The following is a 19467-nucleotide window of genomic DNA, read 5'->3' as shown; positions in this document are numbered from 1 at the left end:
TTAATCTGTGTTTATTTTTATAACTTTAGGTTAGTTAAAGAATAAATCCTGTAACTCTTCCTGAAATGTATCTTAACAACCCCAACATAAAACTACCAGACGATCCAAATACCATTGTCTGGAAATACCTTGACTTATCTAAATTCCTTGATCTTTTACTTTCAAAAAAGCTATTCATGTCACGTTCTGACAAGTTTGAAGATCAGTACGAAGGCACTTTTAGCGAACCGACTTACGAAGAGATCAAAAAACTGGCGGCAGATAATCCTGAATTTTTAAACTACTACAAAACACATCGGGAAAAAGTTGCCATAAGCAGCTGGCATATCAACGAGTATGAGTCATTTGCCATGTGGCAAATCTTTACAAAAAACAACGAAGGATTAGCTATTCAATCTACAATTGGAAGACTGCAAAAAGCAGTAAGACCGGAAAATAATTTTGACCAGTATATTGGCGAAGTAAACTATATCGATTATAAAAAAGAATACATTCCGTTTAATGATTTATTCTTTCCCTTTTTATTTAAAAGAAAAAGTTTTCAATACGAAAGAGAAGTCCGAATTCTGAGTGACACTTCAAAAAGCGACATTAAATTAAATGATGGCCTAAAAATCAATGTAGACATCAATCAGCTAATTGAGAAAATATACATTCATCCAAAATCCGAAAACTGGTACAAAAAACTGGTAATTGAACTGGTTGAACGCTTGGGTTTTGGTTTCGAGATTGAAAAATCAGATCTGGAAAGTGATATATTGATATAAAGGTGCTAAGGTTCTGAGATTCTAAGATTCTAAGATTTTCAAATCTTTATACATATAAAAAGCCCTTTAAAAATTAAATATTAATTTTTAAAGGGCTTTTTATATGTATAAAGATTATGCAAAAAAAATCCTTTTAATCTGTGTAATCTGTGGCTAAAAAAACTTAGAATCTCAGAACCTTAGCAACTTAAATAGGTTTATAACTTTTAACTTCCCATTTTTTAGAAGCTAAGTCTATATAATTATAATGCAAAACATCATTTTTATCAAATTGACCATTTTGATTTGTGTCTTCAATTGTTCTGAAATACAAACGATTTTTAGACTCTATCAAACTCCAGTCTACCAGTTCCTGAAGATCTGGTGAGACTTTGGTAAAATTCTCTCCGCTGATATCGCTTAAGTATAACGTTTTAATATCTCCGGTATCTATTTTTCCGTCTTTATTTGTATCAGAATCTGTCAAAGTATAAACCATTACTTTATTTGAAGTTTTATCTGCTACAGTTTTTAAATAAGTAGCCGTTAAAATTAAAACTGGTTTATCTGACAAAGGGCGAATCGAATCTGAATCTACTTTCTGAAATTTTAAATTCTGCAAATATCCCGTAATTTCATTATCTCCCAAATTAGAAATCGTAAAACTTACGTCGTTTACACTTGATGATCCATAACGGGCTTTAGTTCCTTTTTCAAAAACGCGCAAATCTCCAACAGGATGAATTAAATAATTCGTCCCCTCCATTTGAATAGGCAAATCAGCAACTTCTATTTGCGTCGAATCCGTTTTTGCTACAACACGTCCTTTATTGGCAGCATCATAAATTACCTTCGGTTTTTGAGCTTCATCTTTACAACTCACTACAGTTCCGATAATTACTAAGGCAATATATTTTAGACAGTTTTTCATTTATGGCAATTATATTAGAATATCAAATATACTATTTTTGATTGTAATTTCCGGTTTTATGAATCTTAGTAATTTCAGAAATTCTATTTATAAAAACTTCTTTAGAACCAAAAAATTGTCTTTTAACAATAAATTCAGTCCATTACAACCTCGCATTCAACTTAACATTAAAAACTCTGGAAGTCATATAATTTGGAATCGCATATTCATTTTTAGAATAGACATCACGAACCCAGGTATTCGTGATGGCATTTTGATTATTAAACAGATTATAAATTTCCAATCCCAGAGATAACTCTTTAAAGTTTTTCAACCAGCTTTTTTTAGTGCTTTGATTGCTCGCGTCTACAAAAACTTTGGCAAACCCAACATCAACTCTTCTGTAATCGTTTAACCTGTTTTGATACAAATAAGGATCCGAGTAAGCCGGTGCGCCGCCTGGCAAACCAGTATTATAAACTAAATTCAGATACAGTTTTACACTTGGTATATTTGGCATATAATCCTGAAACAGCATCGCAAATTTCAAACGCTGATCTGTTGGTCGGGCGATATATCCTTTATTTTCATAATTTTCTTCGGTTTTCAAATATCCAAAACTTACCCACGATTCGGTTCCCGGAACAAATTCGCCGTTCAATCTAAAATCAAAACCTTGTGCGTATGCTTTTGCATTATTATTGGCAATGTAACGAATTCGTACATTATCAATCGAATACACATTTACATCTGAAAGTGACTTATAATACACTTCTGTAACCCATTTAAAAGGACGATTCCACATTTTAAAATTGTAATCGTTGCCTAAGACAATGTGTACCGATTCCTGTGCTTTCACATTAGGATTCACAACACCATTTAAGTCACGCAATTCCCTATAAAAAGGAGGCTGATGATACAATCCTCCGGAAATCCTGAAAACCATATCCATATCCCAGTCCGGTTTAATCGCAAACTGACCACGCGGACTCACCACAATCTGATTTTTACCTTCGACTGAGGCACCGGAAACATTCCAACTCTGAAAACGGGCTCCAAGATGATACCAAATCTGATTTGACCCTAATTCTGATTTCTTATTAAATTGCGCATATCCTGAAAATCTGTTTATCGTATTAAAATTTGTTGCACGAACATCCTGATAAGGCAATAATGGCCCTGTATATGGCTGATACGGCTGATTGTTTTTAGGTAAAATTACAAGCGGCGGATTAATTGAGAATCCGGCCGAATCAATCACCTCCCACTCTACAACACGATCCCGAATAGATTCTCTGGTATATTTTAAACCAAATTCCAGTTGACTGTCATTTAGCCATTCTTTAAAACCTTTAATTTCTGCATTCGCAATTAAGGCATCCAGATCATTTCGTGCATGATTGAGCTGTGAACCAATTCCGCGTGTAAAATCAATATTTTCAGTATTCCCTTCTTCATCAACATTTCCTAAACGATATTGCGCCAGAATATCAAAATGTTCCTGTTCTGTTGTATGAAATAAAGAACCAATTAGTTTTAAAGTCAAACTTGGCGACACCGCATAAGTTGTTTTTAAAGCCCCAAAATAAGTATCATATTTATCTTTTTCCTGACCTTCGTAATAAACAGCAAGCGCCATTGGCTGATCGATTGTACCAAATTTTGTCTGACGGGTTAAGGGCTGGTACAAATATTTATTCTCAGAAATATTTCCTAAAAAACTTATCTGCCATTTTTCTGAAATATCATAATTAATATTCGTCTGAATATCTGCAAAAGTTGGTGTATAATTGGTTTCAGTATCCTGACTATTCACCAAAAGACTGTTATTTCTGTAACGAATTCCAGTAACGGCCGACCATTTTTTATTTTTAGAAACAAGATCAACTGCTGCACTTCCGCCTAAAAAACTCGCTTCAAAAGCTGCTCCAAACTGAGTTGGCTTTCTATAGGTAATATCTAAAACAGAAGACAATTTATCCCCAAATTTAGCCTGAAATCCACCCGCCGAAAAATCAACGTTTTGTACTAAATCTGTATTGGTAAAACTTAAACCTTCTTGTTGTCCCGAACGAATCAGAAAAGGACGATAGACTTCAACTTCGTTTACATACACTAAATTTTCGTCATAATTCCCGCCTCGAACAGCGTATTGCGTGCTCAGTTCGTTATTTGAATTTACTCCCGGAAGTGTTTTAAGAATATTCTCGATTCCGGCATTTGCACCGGGAATTTTTTTTATCGTTCCGGCATCAACAGTAACAATTCCCTGAACACGTTTTTTGTTTTTAGAAGAGACAAAAACTTCGCCCATCTGTTCTTCCGAGTTATTCATAACAGGATTAAAAACAAAAATCTCGTTTGGTTTTAAACTCACTGTCAGGCTTATCATTTTTAACGAAATATGAGTAAAAATTATCGAGGCTTTTTTATTTGAAACCACTTCTATTTCAAAAAAACCATTTGTATCAGATTGTGTGCTGTTTTTTCCTGCTGATATATTGACATTTGAGACAGGATGATTTGCATTATCTAAAATAATTCCTTTAACATGTGCACTTTGGGCAAATGAAAAACTTGTAAAAAATAGAAAAAGAAAAGCGAATATTATTCTGTTTACCTTCAATGACTTGGTTTTTATTTTTGTTGACTTCTGAAAAATTTAGTCTCAAAGATAGCAGAATTTCCTACATTATCAACTACTTCAATTTTCAGTGTATTTTCACCTTCTACTAAAAACTGATTATCAAAAGTATGTGTAATTTTTCTGTTTTTATTCTCATATTCAAATAAAACCCAATTTCCATTTAAATACCCATTGTATGATTTAATTCCGGATGATGCATCGCTAATAACAAACTCAATTTTCTTTTGCTCACTAATCCATTTTCCTTCAACCGGTTTCGTTATTTTTATAACCGGAGCAATGGTATCCAGAACCAATCCGTATTGCCCTAAAATTTTTGCTTTGGCAGTAAAAACATCTCCTTTTCTGATTGTACCATTATAACTATTCCCTTTTCCTATATAGAGTTTATCACGTAAGTCTTCTGGATAAGAATCGTCTTTTATAGTAATTGTAAAATTTGAATGCACCGGAACCGTATCATCATGAATGAAGATTTTATTATTCTTGACATCAAAATTCATATTAAAATCCTCATAGAATGTTTTGGCAGGAAAGAAAACAGACATATTATCTTTTTCAAAGTTGGTGTCTTTATTATACCTGACAAAATATTTAGATGTAGTGGGTTCAGGTGCTACAAGCGGAGTTGCGTTATCATATTCGATTGGAACTGTAACGGAATTTAAATTTCCATAATAATCAGAAACTTCAATTCTATACGAAGAAGCCAGATTTGGCTGAGCCGTAATTATTCCTCTTAACGAATCTGTTTTAATGATACTCAAAGCAAAAGGAGTTTTCATAAAGAGTTTTTGCACACGCTGACTTGTCTTTTTATACCTCGAATAATCAATAAAAGCATTTATATAACGCATTTCATCAAACGAATAGGTATTAAACTGGTAATTGTAATTCTGATTTCCGTTTAAAAAAGTCGAAACATTAAAAACGCCATTTTTATTAAACGAAACATCATCAGTATCAATTGCATTAATTCCAAACCCTATTTTTCCATTTGCCTTTACTTTTCCGGCAAGATACGTCCCATCCTTTTGTAAAGTCAGATTAAGCAACAAAGGTTGTTTTGACAAATTTACCACTGAATTATCTAATGGATACACATACAAACTGGATAAAGTTGGCTTTTTAGTGTCTTTAATATTTTTATCAAAACCAAAAAAGATCGGATTAATTACAAATTCAGTTTTTGTATCCCGAATTTCAAAGTGTAAATGCGGCCCTTCTGAAGATCCTGTATTTCCGGAAAGTGCTATCAATTGTCCCTTTGTAACCGGGAGTTCATCTGGTTTTGGAAACATTTCAATTTCATAAGCTTTCTCTTTGTAATGATTTTTTGTTACATATTCCTGAATTGGACCAAGCGTAGTTTGTAAATGGCCATAAACAGAAGTATACCCGTTTGGATGGGTTATGTAGATACACTTTCCGTTTCCAAAAGTCGAAATTTTTATTCTCGATACATATCCGTCAGCAATCGCATACACATTTAATCCTTCTCTTTGATTTGTTTTTAAATCAAACCCCGCATGAAAATGATTCGGCCTTAATTCACCGAAATTTCCTGAAAGCTGCATTGGAATATCTAATGGCGGGCGAAAATAATCTTTAGGATATTGTGTCTGAGCGAAAATAAAATGACAACACAAAAAGGCAAATACGGAGAATTTCATAACTAACATTTTTGCTAAGATAAAAAATTAACAGGGAAAAACCGAGAGTTAACCCACAAAAACACAAATAATTAAATTTCAGAAACTTACCTATTTTTAATGTAAAAAAATCGATAAAAAATTGCATTAATAAAAAGGAATACTAACTTTGTATGATTAAGTAATGAATAGGATTTATAATGAGTGTAATTGCCGAAATAATTGATACTCTTGAATATAAAGTCCAGAGGCTATTTGAGAAATCAAAAGGTCTGGAGAAAAACAATCAGGTTTTACAATTAGAATTAACCAAAGCTGTTCAAATTATCCAGAAACAATCTGAAGAAATTGAAGCTTTGAAAAAGCAATATGAAACACTAAAAATAGCCAATTCGTTGCTCGGCAGCGACAATAATAAGAGAGAGACAAAGCTTAAAATAAATTCATTAATTCGCGAAATTGATCACTGTATAGCACAACTATCAGATTAGGAAACATGGACGGAAAGCTTAAAATCAAAATATCAATTGCAGACAGAGTTTACCCATTAACGGTTGAACCATCTCAGGAAGAGGGACTAAGAAGTGCTTCAAAAAAAATTGATGCTATGATTAAGCAATTCGAAGAAAGTTATGCCGTTCGCGACAAGCAAGATGTACTGGCCATGTGTGCCCTGCAATTTGCATCACAAGTGGAACAAAAACAAATTGACAACGCAATCGATGGAAATAAAACTATCGAAAGAATTAAAAATTTAAATTTGCTTTTAGATCAATATCTCGAAAACTAAACGTTCTTTACAAAAACTAAGATACTGCCTACATTAGTTCACAATTGGTAAACTCAACACTAACAATTTAGAATGAGCGAATCGTCACTACTATAGTATGCCCTCCTTTGGCTGGGAAACTTGAACAGTGAGTTAGCTCAAAACTTGTCTTTACGAGTTTATACAAGCAATTAATGTAGGCTTTTTTATATATAAATTTTAACAAACATGGACATAATAACGATCATTATTTCAGGTATTGTGGGTATTGCAGCAGGTTTTGCAATAGCTAAAATTATCGAGAAAAGTAATATTTCTAATTTAATCAAAAACGCTAAAAAAGAGGCTGCTTCAATTTTAAAAGACGCCAATTTAGAGGCCGAAAATATCAAAAAAGATAAGATCCTTCAGGCAAAAGAACGTTTTATCGAATTAAAATCTGAGCACGAACAAGTTATTTTAGCAAGAGACAAAAAAGTTGCTGAAGTAGAAAAACGCGTTCGCGATAAAGAATCTCAAGTTTCAAATGAGCTTTCTAAAGCTAAAAAAGTAAATGATGATTTTGAAGCTAAAACACAAGAATACAACAACAAAATTGAAGTTTTAGACAAAAAACAAAGTGAAGTTGACAAACTTCACAAAAGTCAGTTACAGCAATTAGAAGTAATCTCAGGGCTTTCTGCAGATGAAGCAAAAGAGCAATTAGTAGAAGGTTTAAAAGCCGAAGCTAAAAGCAAAGCAATGTCTCATATTCAGGACACTATTGAAGAGGCAAAACTTACAGCGCAACAAGAAGCTAAAAAAATCATCATCAATACCATTCAAAGAGTTGGAACAGAAGAAGCAGTTGAAAATTGCGTTTCTGTTTTTAACATTGAGTCTGATGATGTAAAAGGTAGAATTATTGGTCGTGAAGGTCGTAACATTAGAGCTTTGGAAGCTGCTACAGGAGTTGAAATCATTGTTGACGACACACCAGAAGCTATTATCCTTTCTTGTTTTGATCCTGTTCGTAGAGAAATTGCTCGTTTGTCATTACACAAATTAGTGACCGATGGACGTATTCACCCAGCAAGAATTGAAGAAGTTGTTGCAAAAACAGCTAAACAAATTGATGACGAAATCATTGAAGTTGGTAAGCGTACTGTAATCGACTTAGGAATTCATGGTTTACACCCGGAATTGATTAAAGTTGTAGGTAGAATGAAATACCGTTCTTCTTACGGACAAAACTTATTACAGCACTCAAGAGAAGTTTCTAAGCTTTGTGGTATTATGGCTGCAGAATTAGGGCTTAATGTAAAATTAGCCAAAAGAGCTGGTTTATTACACGATATTGGTAAAGTTCCAGATACAGAAAGCGATCTTCCTCACGCATTATTAGGTATGCAATGGGCTGAGAAATATGGTGAAAAAGAAGAAGTATGTAATGCAATTGGAGCTCACCACGACGAAATCGAAATGAAATCATTATTATCTCCAATTATTCAGGTTTGTGATGCAATTTCAGGAGCAAGACCAGGCGCGAGACGTCAGGTACTGGATTCATATATTCAGCGTTTGAAAGACCTTGAAGAAGTTGCATATGGTTTCTCTGGAGTAAAAAATGCTTATGCAATTCAGGCTGGTAGAGAACTTCGTGTAATTGTAGAAAGCGAAAAAGTTTCTGATGACAATGCAGCAAATCTTTCATTCGAGATTTCACAAAAAATCCAAACAGAAATGACTTATCCAGGTCAGGTAAAAGTGACCGTAATTAGAGAAACAAGAGCAGTTAATATTGCTAAATAAAACCTCTAAAACATAAAAACAAATAAGGCTATCTTTAATTAGATAGCCTTATTTGTTTTTATCATCCTTAAAAACCGTTTTACAAATCTCCAAAGATAATTTTAAAACTGGTTCCTACTCCAACCTCACTTTCTACTTTAATAGTTCCTTTCATCGCTTCAATTTGATTTCTGGTAATATACAAGCCAATTCCGCGAGCTTCTTCATGTTTATGAAAGGTTTTGTACATTCCGAATAAAAGATCGCCATGAATAGCTAAATCGATCCCCAAACCGTTATCTGTAATTTTTAATGATTTATAACCGTCCGGCTCAATTGCAAAATCAAAAATAATCAAAGGATCACGATCAGGATGCGCATATTTTATAGCATTAGTTGTAAAATTCAGTAAAACACTCTCAAGATAAGCCGGATTAAAATTAATAGTCAGATAATTGGGCACGTTATTAATCATCGTAACATGCTTACGTTTATCAAATCCTTTGATTGTCGAGATTGTTTTATCGATATATTCACAAAGTTTCAAAGGAACGACCGAAATATTGATATTACTTTGAGTCTTTACAATCTGCGTTAGATTTAAAATAGTGTCATTCAAATCATTCGAAACAGTTCGTAAATGCACCAACATCTCACTTACAGTTTGTTTATCAACATCGGCATCGATAAAATCCAAAATAGATTTTATATTACCGGCCTGCGTATTTAAGTTATGCGAAACTATATGCGAAAAATTCAGCAACCTACTATTCTGATCGCTGTACAATTTCATTGTTTTTATCAGCTCCAATTCTTTTTCTTTCTGCAAAGACACATCGGTATGAGTTCCGATAACCCGCAAAGGTTTTCCATTTTCATCGCGCTCAATTACTTTACCGCGATCAAGAATCCATTTATAGTGTCCGCTCGAAGTCATTACACGATGATAATTTTCGTAATACGGAATCTTATTATCAAAATGTTCATGGATGTCTGAGTAATATTTGGGCAGATCATCCGGATGAACAATTTTATCCCAGCGTTCAGGATCATCAAAAATATCTGTTGATTCTAATTCCAAAATTTTCAATGAAAGTGAAGAGTAAAAAACACTGTTGGTCACCATATTCCAATCCCAGATCCCGACAGTAGAAGCATCAAGGGCAAACTGAAAACGCTCTTCAGAGATACGAAGTTTTTCTTCTTTATCCTTTAAATCTGTGATATCAGAAACATGCCCAAAAAAACTCACTCGTTCATCTGGAGATTTTTCCGTTTTACAGGAAACCTTAAACCATCGCAAACCTTTTTTGGGTAAGACAGCCCTAAACTCAATTTCCCATGGTTTTATTTCCTTTCGTGCCGTAACTAAAGTCTCAAAAAAGAAATTTCTATCGTCGGGAAAAATTCGGTCGTAGATAATAAATTTAATTTCGTTGGTAAACTCTGTTGCAGAAATCTCAAAAATATCATCAGCTGATTTGCTAACAAGCGGAAAAGAGTAATTATTGTCTTTATCTATTACAAACTGAAAAAGCAAATCGGGCATTTCAGCCAATAATTTTTTATAAAAATTATTTACTTCTAAGCAATCTTCATTTCCATATAAATCAAAAACCATACATTACCTTTTTTAGCAAATTCGATCATTAAAACAGGATAAAAGTAAAAAAATGCAGTTTGTCGATTTTATTTACCTTTAATAGAAAATATCATACAATATATTAATTTTTGAAATAAAAATGCCTGCTCTCAAAAAAATTATTTTCGAGGGTGAAATGAATACATCACTTCTTTTAAGAAACTTCTGTCTAAATGCACGTAAATTTCTGTAGTTGTAATCGACTCATGACCTAACATTAACTGTATTGATCTTAAGTCTGCACCATTTTCTAATAAATGAGTTGCAAAAGAATGACGAAGTGTATGCGGACTAATATTTTTCTTCAGTCCTACTTTAACAGCCAGATCTTTAATAATTGTAAATATCATAGCCCGTGTAAGCTGATTACCTCTTCTGTTTAAAAACAAAGTATCTTCAAAACCCTTTTTAATAATTAAATTAGAACGAATTTCATTTTTGTAAATCTCAATATACTTTTTAGTTAATTTTCCAATGGGAACAAATCGTTCTTTGTTTCCTTTACCGGTAATTTTGACAAAACCTTCTTCAAAAAACAGATCCGATATTTTAAGTGAAATTAATTCTGAAACCCTCAAACCACATCCATACAAGGTTTCGAGTATTGCTCTGTTTCGCTCACCTTCATTTGTGCTTAAATCAATCGCGGCAATAAGCGCATCAATTTCGCTTACTGCCAAAGTATCCGGTAATTTACGTCCTGTTTTTGGCGTCTCAATTAATTCTAATGGATTGTCGTTTCTGTAATCTTCAAAAACCAAATAATTAAAAAAACTTTTAAGTCCGGATATAATACGAGCCTGCGATCTTGGATTTACTTCTTTTGAAACCGCATATATAAATTCCTGTACTGTTTCGTCCTTAATTTTTACAGGAGAAACATCCATCTGATTCGTCTCTAAAAAAAGGCACAATCGCTCAATATCAAAACTATAATTTTCGATCGTGTTTTTAGACAAACCTCTTTCTATGCGCAGATACGACTGATAATCTTTTATATAATTATTCCATTTCATATTTACAAAGTAAAACATTTTTAAGCATAAAAAAACCTTCCTGAATTAGGAAGGTTTTAAAAATATGCTGAATTAAATATTAAAATTTATATGCCAATGACAATGCAAAATTGCTATTTTTAAAACTTGCATTATACAAATCCGGATATAGAGATTCATCAGAAGCATCATTAACATCTGTTAGACCAATTGTGTAACGAGCACCTACAGAAATATTTTCCGTAAAATTATATCCACATCCTAAATTGAAACCAAAATCTGTTGATTTATAAAGATCACTAACATCCTCACCTCTGGTTTTAGCAGATAATAAAAACCCAATTTGTGGTCCCGCTTCAACAGTAAAAGCATTTGAAATAGAATATTTAGCTAAAACCGGAATATTTAAATAATTCACTTTTACAGTAGTATTAGAATCTCCGTTGAAGCCCTCAATTACTGTTCCTTGTGTAGAAAACAAAAATTCAGGCTGAATAGCTAATTTTTCAATAACTTTTATTTCTGCAAAACCTCCAACATGAAAACCTATTAAAGTTTTTGTGTCTTCAGCATAACCTGTTATACCAGAAACATTCAAGCCTCCTTTCACACCATATCTGGTCGATTGTGCGTTTGTAAATCCAAATGCCATAAGTACGATTGTTACTAAAATAATTCTTTTCATTTCTTTAAATTAAAGTTAAGTATCAAATATAAGAATTAACCTATAACGATTACATTATTAATAGATTAAAGTTTTGTAAAGCGCTAAGCAAGTAAGAACTAGCATAAAAAAAACCTTCCTGAATCAGGAAGGTTCAAGAAATATTTTAAAATTCAGATTAGAATTTATATGCTGCAGTTATAGCAAAAACACTGTTTTTTGGGCTATCATAATATTCATCCCAAGTATCTGCATCATTATCTGCGATATTTGACAAACCTATAGTATAACGAGCTCCAACTGAGAAATTATCCGTAAAGTTGTATCCAAGTCCTAAATTAAATCCTGTATCAACTGATTTGAAACCATCTTTAACATCTTCTCCATCACTTTTAGCAGAAACTAAAAATCCTAATTGTGGTCCAGCTTCAGCAGTAAATTGCTTTGTAATATAAAACTTTGCTAAAACAGGAACGTTAATATAATTTAGTTTTGTATCAAAATCATTGTTTCCAGCTAACTCAATTCTGGCTCCTTGAGTAGAAAATAACAGCTCTGGCTGTATAGATAATCTTTCGATAACTTTAATTTCAGCAAAACCACCAACTTGAAAGCCAACTAAAGAGTTAGCATCCCAATAATTCCCACCTGCAAAAGTTGTAATATTTAAACCTCCTTTAATACCGAATCTTGTTTCCTGAGCATTTGAGAATGCAAAAGCCATAATAGCAATGGCAGATAAAATAATTTTTTTCATTCTAATTTGTTTTGGGTTAAATTAATGAGCCAAATATAAAAATATACTTCTTAAAAAACATTTTTATTTTAACAAAAAAATTAGTACCCTGAACAAGCCAAATATTGCTTAAAATTCTTTTACAACATCAAATAATTTATTCCTAAACTTTTCCAGACATACCTCGCACTAATTTTTCTCTTAACTAAATAGAAATCAAACTCATCAACTATTTTTCTGTTATCCATAATGACCTAACTTCACGCTTTATTATGAGTATTGACAAAACCATCACAAGTAAACACAAACAACTTTTTATATTATTTATATTCTTCATTTTAAATCTAAAAATAAGATTATACTGATTAAAAAATAATTGAAAACAGAAAAGAGTTCAATTAAATAAGACAGAATTAGATTACAAATAATCCGCTGATTTTCAAACAATTAAAAAGAAACACCAAACTTTTACTGCCATAATACAACCTAAAAAGTGCCAATTTTAATAATTATATAAAGAAAGTTATAAAACAATAAATCTAAAAAAATGTAGTTTTGAACTGTAGATAACATTTTATAATACCAATTTTTAAAAACCTTTTTATGAAAAAGATATTTTTAGTGGCTGCATTTTGCCTTGCAACATCAGCTACGTTACATGCACAATTATTACAATTTGGAGTTAAAGCAGGGGTTAACTTTGCAAGTCAACCTGGAGATGCATCATTAGACGGTGTAGCATTTGATAAAGATGGAATTACAAGCTACCATGTTGGTGTAGTTGCAGAAGTAAAATTATTAGAAAAATTTGCTATTCAGCCAGAGCTTTTATATTCTACACAGGGAGCAACTTATAAATTTGCTGATGCACAAGAAGATTTCAAAAATGAATTAGCTTATTTGTCTATTCCTGTAATGGCTAAAATCTATGTGACAAAATCATTAAGTTTAGAAGTTGGACCACAAGCTTCATTTTTATTAAGTCAAAAAAATAAAGTAGATTTCGAAGATGCCAATACTTTTGATTTTGCTCTTAATGCAGGTCTAGGATTAAAAATTACCAAAAGCATATTTGTACAAGGTCGCTATAGTTTAGGATTAACAGATGTTTCTTCGCATGCCGATATTAGAAACTCTGTAGTTCAATTATCAGCAGGATTCATGTTCTAAAAGAATTTCACATACTTTTATAAAAACCGTTCTATTATATAGAACGGTTTTTTTATTTTTACAGCATACAATGACAATTGCAAAAACCAATAGCAATGTCAATATTTCAATATAAATAATTTAAAATATGAAAATCTGCATCATCAACGGCCCCAATTTAAATCTTTTAGGAAAAAGAGAACCGGAAGTATACGGAAGCCAGACTTTTGAAGATTATTTTGAAACGTTGCAGCAAAAATTTCCAAACATAGAACTTTCTTATTATCAAAGCAATATTGAAGGCGAATTGATTGGGAAAATTCAGGAATGCGGTTTTACTTTTGATGGAATTATTTTAAATGCCGGTGCTTATACTCACACTTCTATAGGTTTGGGCGATGCAATGAAAGCGGTTACAACTCCCGTAATCGAAGTTCATATTTCAAATACTTATGCACGCGAAAGCTTCAGACATCAATCGTATCTATCAGGAAATGCAAAAGGTGTTATTTTAGGCTTCGGGTTAAAAAGCTACGAACTAGCCATTCAGTCTTTTTTGTAAAACGTTATTTAACAAATTATTAATAAGCTCAGATTTAACTTATTTTATTTTTGTGAGAGAAACCACTTTCATGAAAAACTATACTCTACTCGCCTTTTTATTTTTTTCTCTTTCAAACTTTGCACAAATCAAAGGCACGATTACCGATGAAAAAGGAAATCCGTTACCTTTTGTTTCTGTTTTTGAAGAAAACACCTATAGCGGAACCACTTCAAATGATCAGGGAAAATACCAACTTAATGTAAAAGAGATTGGTAAAAACAAAATCATTTTTCAATATCTGGGTTTTAAAACTCAAAAATCAACTGTTGCCTCAGATTCAAAAACAGTTACCCTAAATATTGTAATGCAGGAAGAAAGTTTTGCTTTAAATGAAGTCATTATTGATCCCAAAAACAATCCTGCCAATGCAATTATAAAAAGTGCTATTGCAAACAAGAAAGACAATGCTGAAAAAACAGCCCGTTACACAGCTGATTTTTACTCAAAAGGAATGTTCAAAATAAAAGATCTTCCAAAGAAAATAATGGGATTAAAGGTCGATATCGGTGACGAAATGGCTTCAAATTTAGACTCCACCGGAACCGGTATTTTATATCTGTCAGAGACCATTTCTAAGATTTCTTTTGAAAAACCAGAAAAACTAAAAGAAAAAATCATTGCATCAAAAGTTTCCGGAAACAACAAAGGATTCAGTTATAATACCGCGACTTTATCGACTTATGATTTTTATGACAATACTTTAGAATTCAATATTAATCTCATCTCTCCTATCGCTGATAACGCTTTCAATTACTACAAATACAAGCTTGAAGGCACTTTTTTTGACGACAACAATCAACAGATTTATAAGATAAAGGTAACTCCAAAACGGGATAAAGAACCCGTTTTTGAAGGTTACATTTATATCGTTGATGATAGTTTTGCGATTTATGCTGTAGACCTAGATATAAAAGGCTACAGAATGAAAAACGAATTTACTGAAGTAATGAACCTGAAACAAAGTTTTAGCTACAATGTAAAAAATAAAATCTGGTCAAAAAACGCTCAAACGCTTTCTTTTAATGCTGGTGCTTTTGGAGTAAAGTTCTCCGGAAAATTCAATTATGTTTATTCCAATTATGAGTTTCCATCTTCTTTTGAAAAGAAAACTTTTACAAATGAAATTGTAGCTTTTGAACCAAATGCCAATAAAAAAGATGATGCATTCTGGAATCAAATACGTCCAATTCCACTGACCATCGAAGAAAGCAATGATTATACTAAAAAAGACAGTTTACAAACCATTAGAAAGTCTCAAAAATATACTGACTCTATCGATGCTAAAAGCAATAAGTTTAAAGTATGGGATGTTATAATGGGTTATGAATATAAAAATACGTTCAAAAAACACTCTTTTGAATATAAAGGCTTACTAAATCTGAGTTCTTTGAGTTTTAATACTGTTCAGGGATTTAATCTGGATTCTGGATTTTCTTTTAAAAAATGGAATGAAGAGGAAGGAAAAAGTACTACAATAAGCACGACTTTCAATTATGGATTTTCTGATGAGCGTTTGCGCGTAACAGGCGAATTCAGCCATCGATTCAACACCATTAATTATGCTTCACTCTCGGCTTCGGGAGGTACAAAAACGGCGCAGTTTAATGGTGCAGAACCAATCAGCAAATTTGTCAATTCCATAAGTTCTTTATTTTTTAAAGATAATTACATGAAATTATACAATCTGGAATTCGCTCAAATTAATTACGGACAAGATGTTGCTAATGGAGTAAATTTAAATGCCAGAATTGCTTATGAACAACGAAAGTCATTGTTTAACACAACGGATTATTCTTTCTTTAAAAAAGATGACATCTATTCCTCCAACAATCCGCTGGCACCAAATGATTTTACAACTCCGGCTTTTGATCAACATCATTTATTTAAAACCGCTTTGACCGCCCGAATCAATTTTGGAAACAAATATATTTCAAGACCTGATGGGAGGTTTAATGTAAAAAATGAAAAGTATCCAACTGTTTTTCTGGCTTTTGAAAAAGCATTTGCAGCAAGCGAGAAAAAATATGAATTTGAAAGAATCGGTGCCTCTGTACAATATGATTTAGCTTTAAATAATAAAGGTGTTTTGGGAATGAATTTCAGAGCCGGAAAATTCTTTAATGCCGAAAATATTGCTTTTATAGATTACAGACATTTCAACGGAAACCAAACTCATATCGGAACAAGTGATCGTTATTTGAACGTCTTTAATTTAATGCCATATTATGCCAACAGTACAAATGACAGCTATTTCGAAATGCATCTGGAACATAATGACATGGGATTTGTAACCAATAAAATTCCGCTGATTAATCTATTAAAATCAACAATGAATCTAGGATTTCACGCTTTGGCAATTCCGGATAAAAAGCCTTATTCTGAATTTACAGTCGGCTTAGACAACTTAGGCTTTGGAAAATTAAAAGTATTTCGTATTGATTATGTTCATTCGTACCAAAGCGGAATTCAGCAAAATGGCGTTGTATTTGGTTTGAAGATTTTGAATGTTCTAGACTAGGCACAAAGTTGCAAAGGTTCAGCGGAACAAAGTCTAAACACTTGTAAGGTTCTCGACTTCGCTCGAACTGCCACACTTTATCACATAAAAAAATCCGTTTACTCTCTCTTAAAGAATAAACGGATTTTTTATTTCAATCTTTATCAAAGTTTAAAACAGTAAAAGAGTTTACATAACAAAAAAACCTTTGTCCCATTTAACCTTTGCAACTCTGAACCTCTTTCTCAGTGATAATCATCTGGCTCAATATGAATCAAAACATTTCCGAGCTCAGGAATTTCTTCTTTTAATTTATCTTGTAGTTTGTGCGACAATTCATGTCCTTCTTTCACCGATATTTTAGCCGAAACTATTGCATGAAGATCTACGTGATAACGCATTCCTGCTTTACGAATAAAACATTTTTCAGTTCCAAGAATTCCCGGTACCAATAATGCTTTAACTCGAATTTCTTCAACCAGATCATCATTTAAATTTTCATCCATGATTTCACCAAGTGCAGGTCTGAAAATTTTATAACTGTTATAAAGAATAAAAAAAGCAGCAAAAAGTGCAGCCCAGTCATCTGCAGATTCATAACCTTTACCCATAACCAGCGCAATCGTAATTCCAATAAACGCTGCTACAGAAGTTATAGCATCACTACGATGATGCCATGCATCAGCAGCTAGAGAAGAACTGTTTGTTTGCCTGCTTCGTTTCATAACCAATCGAAATGAATATTCTTTCCAAACAATAATAGCTCCTAAAACATACAATGTCCAGGATTTTGGCAACTCGTGTGAAGTACCAATATTGGCAATACTTTCGTAACCAATAATAGTTGCTGAAGTAATTAAAAATCCAACTACCAAAAAAGTAATTAAAGGCTCTGCACGACCATGACCATAAGGATGATTTTCATCTGCTGGTTTATTAGAATACTTGATTCCGAATAAGACCAGACAAGACGAAAAAATATCGGTTGTCGACTCGATTGCATCTGCAATCAAGGCATAAGAATTGCCAAAAAAACCTGCTAAGCCTTTTACAAGGGCTAAGCAGGTGTTTCCGGCTATACTAAAAATAGTAGCTTTTATAGCTTTTTGTTCGTTTGTCATTTAAAGACATTTATTTTTTTGCCACTCCCGATAGCTATCGGGATCACGAATTAAACTAATTATAACTTCCGAAATTTTATTCAAAAAAAATAGTGCAATAAAACACAATGATAATTTTGTGTAATTCGTTAATTGCTTCGCCAGTTCGCTTTCGCTCGTGTCGTGGCTAACTCTTAATTTACGCTCTCACGATTTTTGCGCCGATTGCTCTTAAGCGCTCATCGATACGCTCGTATCCACGGTCAATTTGTTCAATATTTTGAATCGTACTTGTTCCTTTTGCAGAAAGCGCTGCGATCAATAATGAAATTCCTGCTCGAATATCAGGAGATGACATTGTCGTTGCTTTCAATTGAGATTCAAAATTATGCCCCATAACCACAGCTCTGTGCGGGTCACATAACATAATTTTTGCTCCCATATCGATTAATTTATCTACAAAGAACAAACGGCTTTCAAACATTTTTTGGTGAATTAAAACATCTCCTTTTGCCTGAGTTGCCACAACCAAAACAATACTTAATAAATCTGGTGTAAATCCAGGCCATGGTGCATCTGCAATTGTCAGAATAGAACCATCGATATCTGTTTTTACTTCATATCCGTCTTTATGAGCCGGAATGTAAATATCGTCGTTACGTTTTTCGATTGTAATACCCAATTTTCTAAATGTATTTGGAATCAAACCTAAGTTTTCCCAGCTTACATTTTTGATCGTAATTTCACTTTTTGTCATAGCTGCAAGACCAATCCAGGAACCAATTTCGATCATGTCAGGTAAAATTCTGTGCTCACATCCACCAAGGCTTTCAACACCTTCAATAGTTAATAAGTTAGAACCAACTCCTGTGATTTTTGCCCCCATAGAGTTCAACATTTTACATAACTGCTGTAAGTAAGGCTCACAAGCAGCATTATAAACAGTTGTTGTTCCTTTTGCTAAAACAGCAGCCATTACAATGTTTGCAGTGCCAGTTACAGATGCTTCGTCTAAAAGCATATCTGTTCCTTTCAATCCCTCAGCCGGAGATTCTACTCCGTAAAAGTGATCTTCTCTGTTATATCTGAATTTTGCTCCAAGGTTAATAAAACCTTCAAAATGTGTATCTAATCTACGACGGCCAATTTTATCTCCTCCTGGTTTTGGGATATATCCTTTTCCGAAACGAGCCAAAAGCGGCCCAACAATCATAATAGAACCACGAAGAGCTCCGCCTTCTTTTTTGAAAGCTTCTGTTTCTAAATATCCAACATTAACCTCATCAGCCTGAAAAGTGATTGAACCCGGTTCATTGCGTTGAATTTTCACCCCTAAATTACCCAACAAAGTGATTAATTTATTGATGTCTATAATATCAGGAATATTATTAATTTTTACTTTCTCTCCCGTTAGAAGCACGGCACATAAAATTTGTAATGCCTCATTTTTTGCTCCTTGTGGAGTGATTTCTCCTTTTAAAGGAGTTCCTCCTTCGATTTTAAAAATTCCCATAGATCTTTTTTAAGGTTCTGAGTTACAAAGGTTCTAAGGCATTAAGCTTTTTATCTTTATAAAAAAACTTAGC

At 32.9% G+C, this 19467-nt stretch carries 16 protein-coding genes; 7 read left to right on the top strand and 9 right to left on the bottom strand.

All coding sequences use genetic code 11. The features are described from left to right. The first annotated feature begins 65 nt into the window (after window positions 1–65). Window positions 66–767 (top strand): hypothetical protein, encoded by a 702-nt coding sequence (locus OLM51_RS06930; protein ID WP_264553608.1) that lies wholly within the window; start codon window positions 66–68, stop codon window positions 765–767. Window positions 768–954: 187 nt separating this feature from the next. Here OLM51_RS06930 and OLM51_RS06925 read toward each other — a convergent pair whose 3' ends face one another. The 3 genes from OLM51_RS06925 to OLM51_RS06915 form a co-directional block, all read right to left on the bottom strand. Further along, on the bottom strand, window positions 955–1677 hold the full coding sequence (locus tag OLM51_RS06925; protein WP_264553607.1) for a hypothetical protein: 723 nt from the start codon (window positions 1675–1677) through the stop codon (window positions 955–957). A 142-nt stretch (window positions 1678–1819) separates the two neighbouring features. Continuing rightward, window positions 1820–4282 carry a TonB-dependent receptor plug domain-containing protein gene (locus OLM51_RS06920; protein ID WP_264553606.1) on the bottom strand — a complete coding sequence of 821 codons (2463 nt, stop codon included), beginning with the start codon at window positions 4280–4282 and terminating at the stop codon, window positions 1820–1822. An 11-nt stretch (window positions 4283–4293) separates the two neighbouring features. Then, a complete protein-coding gene (locus OLM51_RS06915) occupies window positions 4294–5976 on the bottom strand; it encodes a M23 family metallopeptidase (RefSeq protein ID WP_264553605.1) in 1683 nt (560 codons plus the stop codon). 179 nt (window positions 5977–6155) lie between these two features. Between OLM51_RS06915 and OLM51_RS06910 the strand changes: the two genes are divergently transcribed. The 3 genes from OLM51_RS06910 to rny all read left to right on the top strand — a co-directional run bounded on the left by OLM51_RS06910 (window position 6156) and on the right by rny (window position 8515). After that, window positions 6156–6446: a hypothetical protein gene (locus tag OLM51_RS06910; protein ID WP_213259061.1), complete on the top strand. Its 291-nt coding sequence runs from the start codon at window positions 6156–6158 to the stop codon at window positions 6444–6446. A gap of 5 nt (window positions 6447–6451) precedes the next feature. Further along, on the top strand, window positions 6452–6745 hold the full coding sequence (locus tag OLM51_RS06905) for a cell division protein ZapA (protein ID WP_264553604.1): 294 nt from the start codon (window positions 6452–6454) through the stop codon (window positions 6743–6745). Window positions 6746–6952: 207 nt separating this feature from the next. Then, window positions 6953–8515 (top strand): ribonuclease Y, encoded by a 1563-nt coding sequence (rny, locus tag OLM51_RS06900; RefSeq protein ID WP_213259059.1) that lies wholly within the window; start codon window positions 6953–6955, stop codon window positions 8513–8515. A 79-nt stretch (window positions 8516–8594) separates the two neighbouring features. Here the strand turns inward: rny and OLM51_RS06895 are convergent, their stop codons facing one another. The 4 genes from OLM51_RS06895 to OLM51_RS06880 form a co-directional block, all read right to left on the bottom strand. After that, window positions 8595–10115, bottom strand: a complete 1521-nt coding sequence (locus tag OLM51_RS06895) for a sensor histidine kinase (RefSeq protein ID WP_264553603.1) — start codon at window positions 10113–10115, stop codon at window positions 8595–8597. A 140-nt stretch (window positions 10116–10255) separates the two neighbouring features. Beyond that, complete coding sequence (xerD, locus tag OLM51_RS06890) at window positions 10256–11152, bottom strand: site-specific tyrosine recombinase XerD (RefSeq protein ID WP_264554278.1); 897 nt, start codon at window positions 11150–11152, stop codon at window positions 10256–10258. A 79-nt stretch (window positions 11153–11231) separates the two neighbouring features. Beyond that, complete coding sequence (locus OLM51_RS06885) at window positions 11232–11816, bottom strand: porin family protein (protein WP_264553602.1); 585 nt, start codon at window positions 11814–11816, stop codon at window positions 11232–11234. A 157-nt stretch (window positions 11817–11973) separates the two neighbouring features. After that, window positions 11974–12552, bottom strand: coding sequence for a porin family protein (locus OLM51_RS06880; RefSeq protein ID WP_264553601.1), 579 nt, complete (start codon window positions 12550–12552; stop codon window positions 11974–11976). Between the two features lie 582 nt (window positions 12553–13134). On the opposite strand from OLM51_RS06880, the gene OLM51_RS06875 reads away from it, so the two are divergent. The 3 genes from OLM51_RS06875 (at window position 13135) to OLM51_RS06865 (ending at window position 16802) form a co-directional block, all read left to right on the top strand. After that, on the top strand, window positions 13135–13701 hold the full coding sequence (locus OLM51_RS06875; RefSeq protein WP_264553600.1) for a porin family protein: 567 nt from the start codon (window positions 13135–13137) through the stop codon (window positions 13699–13701). Window positions 13702–13828: 127 nt separating this feature from the next. After that, the gene (gene aroQ / locus OLM51_RS06870; RefSeq protein WP_213259054.1) at window positions 13829–14242 is read left to right on the top strand and encodes a type II 3-dehydroquinate dehydratase; all 414 of its coding nucleotides are present in this window, start codon (window positions 13829–13831) and stop codon (window positions 14240–14242) included. Between the two features lie 70 nt (window positions 14243–14312). Further along, window positions 14313–16802 (top strand): DUF5686 and carboxypeptidase regulatory-like domain-containing protein, encoded by a 2490-nt coding sequence (locus OLM51_RS06865; protein WP_264553599.1) that lies wholly within the window; start codon window positions 14313–14315, stop codon window positions 16800–16802. 224 nt (window positions 16803–17026) lie between these two features. Here OLM51_RS06865 and OLM51_RS06860 read toward each other — a convergent pair whose 3' ends face one another. Next, entirely contained in the window at window positions 17027–17902 is an 876-nt protein-coding gene (locus OLM51_RS06860) for a cation diffusion facilitator family transporter (RefSeq protein WP_264553598.1), read from the bottom strand. Between the two features lie 178 nt (window positions 17903–18080). Beyond that, the gene (gene murA, locus OLM51_RS06855) at window positions 18081–19394 is read right to left on the bottom strand and encodes a UDP-N-acetylglucosamine 1-carboxyvinyltransferase (protein WP_264553597.1); all 1314 of its coding nucleotides are present in this window, start codon (window positions 19392–19394) and stop codon (window positions 18081–18083) included. Window positions 19395–19467: the final 73 nt, after the last annotated feature.

This window comes from Flavobacterium sp. N2038, assembly GCF_025947185.1.
Classification (GTDB): domain Bacteria; phylum Bacteroidota; class Bacteroidia; order Flavobacteriales; family Flavobacteriaceae; genus Flavobacterium.
This window is presented reverse-complemented; position numbering and strand designations above follow the sequence as displayed.

Coding starts and splice junctions, on each gene's coding strand:
- OLM51_RS06930 (WP_264553608.1), top strand. CDS start 66: ATGTATCTTAACAACCCCAACATAAAACTACCAGACGATCCAAATACC.
- OLM51_RS06925 (WP_264553607.1), bottom strand. CDS start 1,677: ATGAAAAACTGTCTAAAATATATTGCCTTAGTAATTATCGGAACTGTA.
- OLM51_RS06915 (WP_264553605.1), bottom strand. CDS start 5,976: ATGAAATTCTCCGTATTTGCCTTTTTGTGTTGTCATTTTATTTTCGCT.
- OLM51_RS06910 (WP_213259061.1), top strand. CDS start 6,156: ATGAGTGTAATTGCCGAAATAATTGATACTCTTGAATATAAAGTCCAG.
- OLM51_RS06905 (WP_264553604.1), top strand. CDS start 6,452: ATGGACGGAAAGCTTAAAATCAAAATATCAATTGCAGACAGAGTTTAC.
- rny (WP_213259059.1), top strand. CDS start 6,953: ATGGACATAATAACGATCATTATTTCAGGTATTGTGGGTATTGCAGCA.
- OLM51_RS06895 (WP_264553603.1), bottom strand. CDS start 10,115: ATGGTTTTTGATTTATATGGAAATGAAGATTGCTTAGAAGTAAATAAT.
- xerD (WP_264554278.1), bottom strand. CDS start 11,152: ATGAAATGGAATAATTATATAAAAGATTATCAGTCGTATCTGCGCATA.
- OLM51_RS06885 (WP_264553602.1), bottom strand. CDS start 11,816: ATGAAAAGAATTATTTTAGTAACAATCGTACTTATGGCATTTGGATTT.
- OLM51_RS06880 (WP_264553601.1), bottom strand. CDS start 12,552: ATGAAAAAAATTATTTTATCTGCCATTGCTATTATGGCTTTTGCATTC.
- OLM51_RS06875 (WP_264553600.1), top strand. CDS start 13,135: ATGAAAAAGATATTTTTAGTGGCTGCATTTTGCCTTGCAACATCAGCT.
- aroQ (WP_213259054.1), top strand. CDS start 13,829: ATGAAAATCTGCATCATCAACGGCCCCAATTTAAATCTTTTAGGAAAA.
- OLM51_RS06865 (WP_264553599.1), top strand. CDS start 14,313: ATGAAAAACTATACTCTACTCGCCTTTTTATTTTTTTCTCTTTCAAAC.
- OLM51_RS06860 (WP_264553598.1), bottom strand. CDS start 17,902: ATGACAAACGAACAAAAAGCTATAAAAGCTACTATTTTTAGTATAGCC.
- murA (WP_264553597.1), bottom strand. CDS start 19,394: ATGGGAATTTTTAAAATCGAAGGAGGAACTCCTTTAAAAGGAGAAATC.